This is a genomic window from Methylorubrum sp. POS3 (assembly GCF_043352485.1).
Taxonomy (GTDB): Bacteria; Pseudomonadota; Alphaproteobacteria; order Rhizobiales; family Beijerinckiaceae; genus Methylobacterium; species Methylobacterium suomiense.
On sequence record NZ_JAPRBT010000001.1, the window covers coordinates 4,923,748 to 4,936,767 of the forward strand.

9 protein-coding genes are annotated in these 13,020 nt (G+C 67.5%); 4 read left to right on the forward strand and 5 right to left on the reverse strand.

Going from position 1 to position 13,020, the window contains the following annotated elements; all coding sequences use genetic code 11:
- Positions 1-177 precede the first annotated feature (177 nt).
- Both OWC43_RS22965 and purH read left to right on the forward strand, forming a co-directional pair.
- A complete protein-coding gene (locus tag OWC43_RS22965) occupies positions 178-1,887 on the forward strand; it encodes a heparinase II/III family protein (RefSeq protein WP_393958445.1) in 1,710 nt (569 codons plus the stop codon).
- 122 nt (positions 1,888-2,009) lie between these two features.
- Entirely contained in the window at positions 2,010-3,608 is a 1,599-nt protein-coding gene (gene purH, locus OWC43_RS22970) for a bifunctional phosphoribosylaminoimidazolecarboxamide formyltransferase/IMP cyclohydrolase (protein ID WP_393958446.1), read from the forward strand.
- Between the two features lie 249 nt (positions 3,609-3,857).
- Here purH and OWC43_RS22975 read toward each other — a convergent pair whose 3' ends face one another.
- The 4 genes from OWC43_RS22975 to OWC43_RS22990 form a co-directional block, all read right to left on the reverse strand.
- Positions 3,858-5,546, reverse strand: coding sequence for a cation acetate symporter (locus OWC43_RS22975; protein ID WP_137828536.1), 1,689 nt, complete (start codon positions 5,544-5,546; stop codon positions 3,858-3,860).
- A complete protein-coding gene (locus tag OWC43_RS22980; RefSeq protein WP_137828535.1) occupies positions 5,543-5,929 on the reverse strand; it encodes a DUF485 domain-containing protein in 387 nt (128 codons plus the stop codon). The genes OWC43_RS22975 and OWC43_RS22980 overlap by 4 nt, the downstream gene beginning before the upstream one ends.
- Positions 5,930-6,150: 221 nt before the next feature.
- Entirely contained in the window at positions 6,151-8,103 is a 1,953-nt protein-coding gene (acs, locus tag OWC43_RS22985) for an acetate--CoA ligase (protein ID WP_393958447.1), read from the reverse strand.
- Between the two features lie 250 nt (positions 8,104-8,353).
- A complete protein-coding gene (locus OWC43_RS22990) occupies positions 8,354-10,897 on the reverse strand; it encodes a sensor histidine kinase (RefSeq protein ID WP_393958448.1) in 2,544 nt (847 codons plus the stop codon).
- A 370-nt stretch (positions 10,898-11,267) separates the two neighbouring features.
- Between OWC43_RS22990 and OWC43_RS22995 the strand changes: the two genes are divergently transcribed.
- Together OWC43_RS22995 and OWC43_RS23000 are read left to right on the forward strand one after the other, a co-directional pair.
- Entirely contained in the window at positions 11,268-11,753 is a 486-nt protein-coding gene (locus tag OWC43_RS22995) for a phasin (RefSeq protein ID WP_238307463.1), read from the forward strand.
- Between the two features lie 174 nt (positions 11,754-11,927).
- The gene (locus OWC43_RS23000; RefSeq protein WP_137828531.1) at positions 11,928-12,248 is read left to right on the forward strand and encodes a hypothetical protein; all 321 of its coding nucleotides are present in this window, start codon (positions 11,928-11,930) and stop codon (positions 12,246-12,248) included.
- A 67-nt stretch (positions 12,249-12,315) separates the two neighbouring features.
- Here the strand turns inward: OWC43_RS23000 and OWC43_RS23005 are convergent, their stop codons facing one another.
- Positions 12,316-12,984: a L,D-transpeptidase gene (locus tag OWC43_RS23005; protein ID WP_393958449.1), complete on the reverse strand. Its 669-nt coding sequence runs from the start codon at positions 12,982-12,984 to the stop codon at positions 12,316-12,318.
- Between the last annotated feature and the right edge of the window lie 36 nt (positions 12,985-13,020).

Genomic DNA, 13,020 nt, shown 5'->3' on the forward strand with positions numbered 1-13,020 from the left:
AACGAGCCTCGTCTCGCTCTCGGTCGCTGCGGTCGTGGTTACCAACAAGCGGAAAAGCGAGCGCCCTCACAGCGGCGCGACACAGGCTTAACGACCGGTTAAGAGGGTCGCCCTAAGCTCGGCCGCGCGCCGCGCATAGGGATCGGCAGCCCGCGACAGCGGTCGGGAGGGGACGGCTTGGCCAGACGGCCCCATCGCTTGCAGCTCTATCGCTTGGTCGGGCAGGAAATCCGGCGCGCCACCCGAAACCGGTTCGGGCGCCTCACCGCGCGGCCGGAGATCCTCCCGCGCGCCCGAGTGACCGGTCTCGTCATCGCCCCTCACGATCTGCGCACGAGCGACGCCTCGCTAGCGGACGACATCTATGCGGGCTTGTTCGTCTTCGCCGGCCGATCCTTGGTGGTGAGCGGGCGCTCGCCCTTCGACTACGATCCTCCCTCCCCCGAATGGGCGGACGCGCTCTACGGCTTCGGCTGGCTGCGCCACCTGCGCGCCGCCGACACCGCGCTCGCCCGCGCCAATGCCCGGGCCTTCGTCTCGGATTTCATGAGCGGCCGGGGCGATGCCGCCCGCGCCAGTCCGGTGCCGGTGGCCGCGCGACGGCTGATCTCCTTCCTGTGCCAATCCCCCCTCGTGCTGGAGGGGGCCGATCACGCCTTCTACCAAGCCTTCCTCAAGACTGTCGGGCGCGGCGCGCGGGATCTGGAGATCTCGCTGCGTCGCTCGGCTCCGCCGCAATCTCGGCTGCTGGCGGCGGTGGCGCTGACCTATGCGGGACTCTGCTGCGAGGGAATCGAGGCGATCCTGCGCCGGGCCACGCGGATCCTCGTGCGCGAGCTCGACCGGCAGATCCTGCCCGATGGCGGCCATCGCTCCCGTGATCCGCGCTTCGCCATGGAGCTGCTCCTCGACCTGCTTCCCCTGCGCCAGAGCTTCCTCAGCCGCAGCGTCGATCCTCCGGAGGCGCTGCTGCGCGCCGTCGACCGGATGCTGCCCGCCCTGCGCCTGCTGCGCCACGGCGACGCCTCTCTGAGCCATTTCAACGGGATGGGCGTGACCGCCGCGGACCATCTCGCCACGCTTCTCGTCTATGACGGGGCCGGCACCGAGCCCCTGATGCACGGGCCGCATTCGGGCTACGCCCGGCTGGAGACGGGCCGCATCGTGGTCGTCTGCGATGTCGGTGCGCCGCCGCCCCTGTCGCAGTCACGCAATGCCTGTGCGGGATGTCTTTCCTTCGAATTGTCGAGCGGTGCGCAGCGCATCGTCGTCAATTGCGGCATGCCGGCGAGCGGGGCCGAACTGCGCCGCATGGCCCGCAGCACCGCCGCCCATTCGACCGCGACGGTGGCCGATGCTTCGTCCTGCCGCTTCCTCGGTGAGACGTCGGGCCCCTTCGGGGGACGCTTGGCCACCGCTTGGCTGCTCGCCCGGCGCGGACCGGTGGTGTTGGGCGGGCCAGGCCCCGTAACGGTCGAGCGGCGGACCGAGCCGGGGGCCTCGGTGCTCGCGGCCCGCCATGACGGCTATTTCACCGATTTCGGCGTGATCCATGAGCGGCGCTGGCGCCTCGCGTCCGATCCGGACTGTCTCGACGGGGAGGATGCCTTCCTCCGGGAAGGCCGCCACGGCGGACGGCCCCGTGCCGTGGCGGTGCGGTTCCACCTGCATTCGGCCGTCGATGCCCGCGCGGAAGAGGAGGGTGGAATTACGCTGACCCTGCCGACCGGGGAGACCTGGCTCTTCACGGCCGAGGGGGCGGACCTCGTGATCGAGGAGAGCGTCTACTTCGCGGGCGTGGTCGGCGCCCGACGGACGGCGCAAATCGTGCTCCACCTGACGGTGACGGATGAGGCACGGGTGCGCTGGCGGATCGGGCGTCTCTGAGACGCTCGGCAACTCGGGCCAAACCGGTGTGGACCCGTTGGCACTTGCCGCAGCGCAACTGGCCGCCCCGCCCACATCGTGCTACCGCGCGAAAAATTTCCTCTGCGACACAGGCGACCACGATGCCGCGCGACCACATCCGGGTGACCCGCGCCCTCCTCTCCGTTTCGGACAAGACGGGTCTCGTCGAATTCGCGACCGCCCTCGCCGGCCTCGGGGTCGAGCTGGTCTCGACGGGCGGCACCCACCGGACGCTGTCCGAGGCCGGGCTCACCGTGACCGAGGTCGCCGAGCTGACGCGCTTCCCCGAGATGATGGACGGGCGGGTGAAGACCCTGCATCCGGCGGTCCATGGCGGTCTGCTCGCCGTCCGCGACAATCCCGAGCATCAGGCAGCGCTCGCCGCTCACGGCATCGGCGCCATCGACCTGCTCGTGGTCAATCTCTACCCGTTCGAGGAGACCCTGAAAGCGGGGCGGGCCTACGACGACTGCGTCGAGAACATCGATGTCGGCGGGCCGGCGATGATCCGCGCGGCGGCCAAGAACCACGCCGACGTGGCGGTGGTGGTCGACGTGGCCGATTACTCCGCCCTGCTCGACGAGTTGCGGGCGGGCGAAGGCGGCATCAGCGCCGCAACCCGTCGCCGCTTAGCGCAGAAGGCCTTCTCCCGCACGGCGTCCTACGACGCCGCCATCGCCAATTGGCTCGCCGGAGAAGTGCCGACCCAGGAGGCCCCCGCCTTTCGCGCCCTGGGCGGTCGTCTCGGCCAGAGCCTGCGCTACGGCGAGAATCCGCACCAAGCGGCGGCCTTCTACCGCCTGCCCGGCACGCTGCGCCCCGGCATCGCCACCGCGCGCCAAGTCCAGGGCAAGGAACTGTCCTACAACAACCTCAACGATACCGACGCGGCCTATGAATGCGTCGCCGAGTTCGACCCGGCGCGTACGGCGGCGGTGGCGATCATCAAGCACGCCAATCCCTGCGGCGTGGCGGAGGGTGCCGATCTCCTCACGGCCTACGAGCGGGCGCTGGCCTGCGATCCGACGTCAGCCTTCGGCGGCATCGTCGCCCTGAACCGCCCCCTCGATGCCGAGGCCGCGCGCAGGATCGTGGAGATCTTCACCGAGGTCATCATCGCCCCCGACGCGACGGACGAGGCGAAGGCCATCATCGGCGCCAAGAAGAACCTGCGGCTGCTGCTGGCCGACGGCCTGCCCGATCCGCGTGCGGCCGGCGAGACCGTCCGCACGGTGGCGGGCGGATTCCTCGTCCAGGGACGCGACGCGTCGGTCGTCGACGACATGGCCCTGAAGGTCGTGACCCGCCGCCAGCCGAGCGAGGCCGAACGCGCCGACATGATCTTCGCCTATCGCGTGGCCAAACACGTCAAGTCGAACGCCATCGTCTACGCGAAGAACGGTGCAACGGTCGGCATCGGCGCCGGTCAGATGTCCCGGGTCGATTCCTCGATCACCGCCGCCCGCAAGGCGGCCGAAGCCGCCAAAAGTCTCGGCTTGGCCGAGAGCCTCGCCAAGGGCTCGGCGGTCGCCTCCGACGCCTTCTTCCCCTTCCCTGACGGCCTGCTCGCCGCGGCGGAGGCCGGTGCCACGGCGGTCATCCAGCCGGGCGGCTCGATGCGCGACGAGGACGTCATCCGGGCCGCCGACGAGGCGGGTCTCGCGATGGTGTTCACCGGGGTGCGCCACTTCCGGCACTAGTGCCCCGGTTCTTTGACGACCCATGATCCGTTTTCAGTCCGATGCGGAGAGCGCCCGTTCGAAGGGAGTATCCGGGCTTCCGAGGAGATGATCCTTTCCTGGGAACGCGCGACGACGACTCACCGAATGTGCTGTGTGCCCTCAGGTGACCCGCCCAAAAGAAATCTTGGCCCCCTGGAACCTCAGTCAAACGAAGAAGGGCCCCGCCGCTAGGCGGGGCCCTTCTTCGGTTCGATCCCTGCGCGCCAATCAGTGCGCGTGCGCTTCCGCGGCGCCGATGCCGGTCTCCGAGCGCACGTACTGGGCGTCGAAGGCGGCGCGCTCGCGGTTGCCGCGGCGGGTCCGGTCGATCGTCGAAACCACCCAGATCGTCACGAAGGCGAGCGGCATCGAGAACAGGGCCGGATTGGCGTAGGGGAAGAGCGCCACCGGATGACCGAAGGTCTTCACCCAGACGGCGTCGGACAGCACGACCATGGTCACCGCCGCCACGAGCCCGACGAGACCGCCGATCAGCGCCCCCCAGGTCGTCGTGCCGCGCCACAGGATCGACATGGCGAGAACCGGGAAGTTGCAGCTCGCCGCCACGGAGAAGGCGAGGCCGACCATGAAGGCGACGTTCTGATTCTCGAAGATGTAGCCGAGGACGATCGCGACGATACCGATGCCGACGGCGGAGGCCTTCGACAGATTCACCTCGGCCTTCTCCGTCGTCCGCCCACGGGCGAAGACCTGAGCGTAGAGATCGTGGCTGATCGCCGAGGCGCCGGCCAGCGTCAGGCCCGCCACCACCGCGAGGATGGTCGCGAAGGCCACCGCCGAGATGAAGCCGAGGAAGTATGGACCGCCGATGGCATTGGCGAGATTGACCGCGACCATGTTGGTGCCGCCGATCATGTCCTTGATCTTGTCGTAGGTCGTGCCGTCGGCACCGAGCTTAAAGTAGCTCGGATCCGACATCAGCAGGGCGATGCCGCCGAAGCCGATGATGAAGGTGAGGATGTAGAAGTAGCCGATGAGGCCGGTGGCATAGAACACCGACTTGCGGGCGGCCTGAGCGTCAGAGACCGTGAAGAAGCGCATCAGGATGTGCGGTAGGCCGGCGGTGCCGAACATCAGGCCGACGCCGAGGGAGATCGAGTCGATCGGATTCGTCACGAGGCCGCCGGGCGCCATGATGGAATCGCCCTTGGGATGCGTCTGCACCGCCGTGGCGAACAGCTTCTCCGGGCTGAAGCCGTACCGATAGAGCACGGCGCCGGCCATGAAGGTCGCCCCTCCGAGGAGCAGGCAGGCCTTGATGACCTGCACCCAGGTCGTCGCCTTCATGCCACCGAAGGCAACGTAGATGATCATCAGCGCGCCGACGAGCACCACCGCGTAGAGGTAGGGCAGACCGAACAGGAGCTGGATCAGCTTACCCGCGCCGACCATCTGAGCGATCAGGTAGAAGGCCACGACGACGAGCGTGCCGGTCGCCGAGATGATGCGGATCGAGGTCTGGTCGAGGCGGAAGCTCGCCACGTCCGCGAAGGTGAACTTGCCGAGATTGCGCAGGCGCTCGGCGATGAGGAACAGCACGATCGGCCAGCCGACGAGGAAGCCGGTCGAGTAGATCAGCCCGTCGAAGCCCGAGGTGTAGACGAGGCCGGAAATTCCGAGGAAGGACGCCGCGGACATGTAGTCGCCGGCGATCGCCAGAGAATTCGTGCCCGCCGAGATGCCGCCGCCCGCGGCATAGAAATCGGCCGCCGATTTCGAGCCCTTCGCGGCTCGATAGGTGATGCCGAGCGTGAACAGCACGAAGAACAGGAACATGCCGATGGCCGGCCAGTTCGTGGCCGATTGCTGGACCTGGCCCAGATCCGGCCCGGCGGCGAGCGCCGGAGCCGCGCCGAGCGCGAGGCCGGCGGCGAGGAGGGAGAGAAGACGGATCATTTCGCGAGGCTCCGGGCGAGGTCGGCCGAGAGCCGGTCGAAACGGGTGTTGGCGCGGGCGACGTAGATGCCGGTGAGGATGAACGCGAAGACGATCACGAACATGCCCATGTAGAAGCCGAGCGAGGCGGTGCCGCCGACCTTGGTGGCGAGCAGAGCCTTGTCGAAGGCGATCAGACCGATGAAGCCGAAATAGACGAACAGCATCAGGCCGGTCAGCACCCAGGCGTAGCGGTTGCGTTCCTGGACCAGCGTCTGGAAGATCGGATGCTGCGACACCCGGTCGAGCCGGTGATCGGGCTCGGGCATGTCGAGGGCGCCGGCACCGTGCAAGGTGCGGGCATCGGAGGTCGCGGGCGGACCTGCCGTGTGAACAACGCTCATGGAATCTCCTCCCATCCGTTTCCGCCCCGTCGCGCGGGCCGGCGGTTGGTTGCTTTTATGGTTTCGGTTGAAAGTGGCGGCGCGGCGCCGCGTTCCCTTCCTCGGAAGGGCGGAAGGGTCGGGTTCGGCAGCGTGGCGTCGCACTGCCTCCCCACCTCAAACTCCTCCCCGGAGAGGGGGAGGAGGACGTTTGTCTCAGGTGCCTCGTCCGGGATCCCGCCTCAGGCCTTGGCGCGGTTCTGACGGTTCTCGATCAGGTCGTCGACAACCGCCGGCTCGGCGAGGGTCGAGGTATCGCCGAGCGAGCCGAAATCGTCCTCGGCGATCTTGCGCAGGATGCGGCGCATGATCTTGCCCGAGCGGGTCTTGGGCAGGCCCGGTGCGAACTGGATCAGATCCGGCGAGGCGATCGGGCCGATATCCTTGCGCACCCAGGTCACGAGTTCCTTGCGAAGGGTGTCGTCGCCCTCCAGGCCCTCGTTGAGGGTGACGTAGGCGTAGATGCCCTGACCCTTGACGTTGTGCGGGTAGCCCACGACGGCGGCCTCCGACACCTTCGGATGAGCGACCAGCGAGGATTCGACCTCGGCCGTGCCCATGCGGTGGCCGGACACGTTGATGACGTCGTCGACACGGCCGGTGATCCAGTAATAGCCGTCGTCGTCGCGGCGCGCGCCATCGCCGGTGAAGTAGAGGTTCTTGTAGGTCGAGAAGTAGGTCTGCTCAAAGCGCTCGTGGTCACCGTAAACGGTGCGCATCTGGCCGGGCCAGGAATCCTTGATGCAGAGGTTGCCCTCGCACTTGCCCTCAAGCTCCTTGCCCTCGGCGTCGACCATGACCGGCTGCACGCCGAAGAATGGACGGGTCGCCGAGCCGGGCTTGAGCTTGGTGGCACCGGGCAGCGGGGTGATCAGGATGCCGCCGGTCTCGGTCTGCCACCAGGTATCGACGATGGAGCAGCGCTGCTCGCCGACCACGTTGTAGTACCATTCCCAAGCTTCCGGATTGATCGGCTCGCCGACCGAACCCAGCACGCGCAGGGACTTGCGCGAGGTCTTCTTCACCGGGCCTTCGCCACCACCCATCAGCGAGCGGATCGCTGTCGGCGCCGTGTAGAAGATATTGACGTTGTGCTTGTCGACCACCTCCCAGAAGCGGGAGTTCGACGGATAGGTCGGGATGCCCTCGAACATCAGCGTGGTCGCGCCGTTCGCGAGGGGACCGTAGACGATGTAGCTGTGGCCCGTGACCCAGCCGACATCCGCCGTGCACCAGTAGACGTCACCATCGTGATAATCGAACACGTATTGGTGGGTCATCGAAGCGTAGACGAGATAGCCGCCGGTGGTGTGCACCACGCCCTTCGGCTGGCCGGTCGAGCCTGACGTGTAGAGGATGAAGAGCGGGTGCTCGGCATCGACCGCCTCGGCCGGGCAATCGTTCGTCACCTGCTCGGCCGCCTCGTGGTAGTAGACGTCGCGGCCGGGCTCCATGGCGACGTTGCCACCGGTGCGCTGCACGACGATGACGTGTTCGACCAGGTCCTTCTCGACCCGCTTGATCGCCTCGTCGACATTGGCCTTGAGCGGCACCTTGCGACCGCCGCGCAGACCCTCATCCGCCGTGATGACGACCTTCGAGCCGCAGCCATTGATGCGGCTCGCCAACGAGTCCGGCGAGAAGCCGCCAAAAACGATGGCGTGGATGGCGCCGAGACGGGCGCAGGCCAGCATCGCGTAGGCGGCCTCGGGGATCATCGGAAGATACAGCGTGACGCGGTCACCCTTGCCGACGCCGCGATTGCGCAGGACGTTGGCCATCCGGCACACTTCCGCGTGAAGCTGCCGATAGGTGATGTGCTTGGACTCGTTCGGGTCGTCGCCTTCCCAGATGATCGCGGTCTGATCACCGCGGGTCTCGAGGTGCCGATCGATACAGTTCAGGGCGACGTTGGTCTTACCGTCCTCGAACCACTTGATCGAGATATTACCCGGAGCGAAGCTGGTATTCTTGACCTTGGTGAAGGGCGTCGACCAATCAATGCGCTTGCCGTGTTCGGCCCAGAACGCATCGGGATCGGAGACGGACGCGGTGTACATATCCTTGTACTTGGCGTCGTCGATCAGTGCCCGCTCGCGCCAAGCATCCTGAACGTCGATGACCTTCTCGCTCATGTCGTTTCTTCCCTGAACGGTGCCCGATCGTATCGTGCCGGTGCACGCAGCCGGGGCTTCCAAGAAACTCTTAATCGCATGTGAAGAGGGCCGGCAAGCGCCAAAAAGTCGAGTTCGGGGATTTTGTGCAATCAAGTTGTCCAAAATTTTCTTATGGACGACTTAATAGCGTGGGCGAACCTTGCTCAGGGCAGGTTCGGCGCGAATGCCGATTGCTCTCAACGGAGTAGTCCGTACCGACGGGCAAGGGTCAGGCGGCCGGGAAAATCATCTCCACGAGGGTGCCTTCGTCCTTGCGGCTGCCGATGCGGAACCGGCCACGATTGGCCTCGACAAGCGCCTTGGTGAGCGTCAGGCCGAAACCTCCGCCTTCGGCCTCCGGAACCGGATCGCCCCCTTCGCGGAAGGGTTCGAGGGCACCGTTGAGCGCCGCCGGGGACATTCCGGGGCCGGTATCGCGGACCCGCAGGGCGATCTCGCCGGGATCTGCCAGGGTCGTCGAGACGATGACCTGGCCGCCCGCCTCCGAGACCCGGATGGCATTGCCGATCACGGATAGGGCGGCCTGACGGATGGAGCGCTCGTCGGCGAGGAGGGGCGGCAGGTCCGGGCCAAGGCTGGTGCGCACAACGATCCGGTCGCGGGCGGCCTGAGCCTGCATGGCGCCGATGCAGCCGGAAACGAGGTCGTTGAGACCGATCCGCGTGAAGCTCAAATGGAGCCCGGCCTGGAGGGCCGCCAAGTCTCGCAGATCGTCCAGGATGGCAGCGATGCGGCCGCCGGATTGGCGCACCTCGCGCAGATACGCCTCCAGACGCTCGCCATCGGCCCGGTCGAACCGGTCCGACAGCATCATGTCCGTCAGGGAAAGGATCGCGGTGAGTGACGGCCGTATCTCGCGTCCGACCCTGGCCAGCGCCCGGGCTTTCCAGGCATCCGCCGCACCCTCGCGCTCCGACGCGACCGGAAGCACCGCGGCGGGAGGCAGGGCGGGCTGCGCTGCGGTCACGACCTCCTCGTCGCGGATCTCCCTCAGGGAAGCGCAGTAGCCGGGCGCGTCCTCGCCGAACAACCGGGCGATGCGCAGCCGCAAGGCCGCTGCGCCCGAGCGCACGGTCACGCCGCGAAGCTCGCTGGCGCCGGAACGGCGCGAGTCGGTGACGGCGGCTTCCAGCGCCGGCAGGCTCTCCGGGGCGAACAGATCGGAGAAGCGCCCGCCGACGACCTCCTTCGGATGGGCATGAATCAGTTCGGCCGCGCTCGGATTGAGCCCGACCACGCGCCCCTCCGCGTCGAGGGTGACGACGCCCTCCTCGAGGCTGTCCAAGACCTTCTCGGCCCGCAGCCGCGCATCGTTCGGCGGGATCGGAGGGGCGGCCCTCTCGGTCTCGATAGCGCGTGCGAGGCAAACCGCGGCTGGCGCCCCATCCCAGTCGAGCCGCGCGTGATCCACCGTCAAAGCGGCAGTACCGCCATCGCCCCGCGCGAAGGGGATGGGCGAACCCGAGGCGCCGCCCCGCTCCTCCGGTGGCAGTCCACAGAACAGGTGGCGCAGGCCAGCCTCTCGCAGGGCTGCAAGGTCAGCGTAGCCGGTCAGCGCGAGGAAGGCGCGGCTCGCGAACAGGACGGCATCGTCACGATAGATCAGTACCCCGGCGGGCAGTTGCTCGAGGAGTTCGGCCATCGCGGCGCGGGCACGAGCCTCCGCTTCGGCAGCGCGCGCCGGCGGTGTCGGAAACGGCGTGACCGAACCGCCGGACACACCGTCCACCCGCTCGGTGTCCGACACCTCGCCCAGATCGGTCGTTTCGTCCGGGGCGAAGCGGAGGCCCAGCAGACGAGCGACCTCGCGGAAGGCCGCATGCTCGTTGACCGAGAGAGAGGTCGCCTCCGGCGGCGCACGGGTCAGATCGAGGTCCGGCGGCCCACTCACGTCCTCGGGTCGCGGATGACGGCCACGCAGCAACGCGAAGCCACCGAGACCCGCTTCCTCGCGCCCCGGACGACCCATCGGGGCGCCGGAAATCTCGATCTCGTGTTCGTAGGCGCGTCCCCGCACCACGAGCGGCAGACTTCGGAACGTGCGCTGAATCGGTTGGAGCAGCGGCTCAAGACCTGCGCCTTCGACAATTCCGTCCGCCGCGAGATCGGACCAGGCACGACCGGTGATCACCGCGGCAAGATCAGGATGGGTGCTCGATACATGAGTCAGCACCCCATCCCCGTCGCTGCGCCAGACGAAGCGGATCGGCGGCTCGGAGATGGCCGACGGCGAGGAAGAAGGCCGGGACGCTGCCTCATCCTCGGCGACCTTCCCAATCGGCGTCAGACCCGGATCTGCGGCTGCCTCATGGGCCGCCTCCTTAGGAGCCGCGTCCTCATGGCGTCCCACGGCCTCGTCGGCGACGGGCGATGCCTCGGATCCGAGATCGGACGGAATCGGCCCATGCGGATCCGAAGGCGCCTCCGCCGGCCGCAGAACCGGCAAGGCTCCGAGGGGAGAAAGCAAGAGAGCTTCGCGCGCCTCGTCGAGCATGGCGCGGGCCAGCAGGACGACGACCGGTGGGGCGACGCCGCGGGGATCGAGGCGCAGGCGCACCATGCGCGGGCGCGGTCCGAGGGAACCCGCCCGCTGAACCTGATCGGCCAGACGCAGGGCAGGCATCACGACGCCGTCCATCGCCGCGATGCCCGCGCCGTAGGCCGCAGCCGACCCGGCCGCGTGCAGAAGGCGTTCGGCGCGCTGGTCGAACACGAGGAAGGCGGCACCCTCTCGCGTGAGATGTGCCGTCATGACATCGCTCCGCCAGCGCTCGATCGCGCGGCGGACGGTCGCTTCACTGTCCGAGACGGGTCCCTGAACGGCGCGGTCCGACATCCGAACCCTGGTCAAGAGTGCCTCACTTCAAGACGCCCGAACCATTCGGACATCGCGTTTCAGGCCCGGCGGCGCAGCGAGAGCCGTCCGCGAGACGCACCCCACTGGGTCCTCCCGGCCGCTTCTGCAACTTAATACGTCCCGGACATAGACACCGGAGCCTACCGACACACGTTTATCAACTGGTAACCCTAATGCGCAGCGCGGGGCTGGCAAAAGTGCCACCTACGCGCTATTGTGCAGTGCACAACGCGCGAATGCAACGAATCGATAGAGGAGACGAAACGTGGCCAATACCCCGAATTACGAAGTCCCGACCGAGATGCGCGACTTCGCCGAGAAGAGCGTCGAGCAGGCTCGCAAGGCGTTCGATTCGTTCATTGGCGCCGCGCGCCGCACCGCCGACACCGTGCAGGGCTCGACCGATCTCGCCCGGACCAACGCGTCCAACCTGTCGACCCGCGGCTTCGAATTCGCCGAGCAGAACGTGAACGCCGCCTTCGACCTGGCGCAGAAGCTCGTGCGCTCGCGCGACGTGCAGGAGGCGATGCAGCATCAGGCCGAGTACGTTCGCTCGCAATTCGCCGCGATCCAGGCCCAGGCCAAGGAGTTCGGTGGCCTCGCTCAGAGCGCCTTCCAGCAGAGCGCCGAGAACGCCAAGAGCGCGATGCAGCAGGGTGCCAACGAGGCGCGCTCCGCCTACGAGCAGGGCGTCGAGACCGCCCGCGAGAACGCGAACGACGCTCAGAAGGCCGCCAACAACCATCAGTGATACCGTCGGGGCCTCGTCTCGACTCCATCGACGGCCCGCGCCCCCGGCGCGGGCCGTTTCGTTTGGGCGAGCAGGATGCCGCTTTTTCGCCGCCCGGGGACGCCAGGGTCCTAGACCTCATCGACGCGCCATCGGCTGGAAGCCGCGAAGCGCCCAATCCGGAGTGTCTATCCCATGCGTCCCGTCCGTCGCCTCGGCCTCGCCGCCCTGGCCCTTTTCGCGGCCGGCAGCCTCGCCCCCGCCCATGCCCAGTATTACGATGACGGCTACGACCGTCCGCCGCCGCGCAGGATCTATCGGGAGCCCGATTACGGTCGCCCCCCGCCCCGGCCGATGGGCCTGAATTGCGACGCGGTGCAGAACGGCATCAGCGGCACGCAACCCTATTCCTGCCCGCTCCCGGGCCCGCGTCCGCTCGGCGCGCGCTGCTTCTGCGACATGCCGATTTCCTTCCTCAACGGTCCGCAGACCGCGGTCGGCCGCGTATCGCCCTGAAAGAAAAAGCCGCGCCGGAACTTGTCTCCGGCGCGGCTCACCAAGATCGTTTCAGGAGATGGGACGATCAGTTGACGATGACCGTCGCGCCGACCTTCACACGAGAATACAGATCCGTCACATCCTCGTTGGTCATGCGGATGCAGCCCGACGAAACCGCCTGCCCGATCGTGTCCGGTTCGTTGGAACCGTGGATACGATACTCGGAGCTGCCGATATACATCGCGCGGGCCCCGAGCGGGTTCTCCACACCGCCGGCCATGTAACGCGGCAGATCGGGGCGACGGGCGATCATCGCGGCGGGCGGGGTCCAGCTCGGCCATTCGCGCTTGGCCGTGATCTTGTTCACACCGCTCCAGGTGAAGCCCGGGCGGCCGACTCCGACGCCGTAGCGCAGGGCTTGGCCATTGCCGAGGACGAGATAGAGACGCCGCTCGGCGGTCGAGACCACGATGGTGCCCGGAGCGTAGCGGCCGTTATACCCCACGACCTCGCGCGGAATGCGCTCGACCTGGGCCTGGGCGCCGGCAGAACCGTATCCGTAGCTTCCCTGGGCGGACGAGCCGCGCTGGCTGCCATACGGATCATAGACCGGCCAGCCGCTCTGGGACGACTGCTCGGTATCCAAATCCGCGTACTCTGAACTGAAGGGGTCGTAAGGCGCGGCGTGAGCCGAGCCGACGGCAAGAACACACATGCCGACGGCGCCGGCGACAACAGATGCCAAGGTGTTCATCGAGGGGCCTACCTGTGCAGTAACCTTTGCCATTTA

Coding starts and splice junctions, on each gene's coding strand:
- purH (WP_393958446.1), top strand. CDS start 2,010: ATGCCGCGCGACCACATCCGGGTGACCCGCGCCCTCCTCTCCGTTTCG.
- OWC43_RS22975 (WP_137828536.1), bottom strand. CDS start 5,546: ATGATCCGTCTTCTCTCCCTCCTCGCCGCCGGCCTCGCGCTCGGCGCG.
- OWC43_RS22980 (WP_137828535.1), bottom strand. CDS start 5,929: ATGAGCGTTGTTCACACGGCAGGTCCGCCCGCGACCTCCGATGCCCGC.
- acs (WP_393958447.1), bottom strand. CDS start 8,103: ATGAGCGAGAAGGTCATCGACGTTCAGGATGCTTGGCGCGAGCGGGCA.
- OWC43_RS22990 (WP_393958448.1), bottom strand. CDS start 10,897: ATGACGGCACATCTCACGCGAGAGGGTGCCGCCTTCCTCGTGTTCGAC.
- OWC43_RS23000 (WP_137828531.1), top strand. CDS start 11,928: ATGCGTCCCGTCCGTCGCCTCGGCCTCGCCGCCCTGGCCCTTTTCGCG.
- OWC43_RS23005 (WP_393958449.1), bottom strand. CDS start 12,984: ATGAACACCTTGGCATCTGTTGTCGCCGGCGCCGTCGGCATGTGTGTT.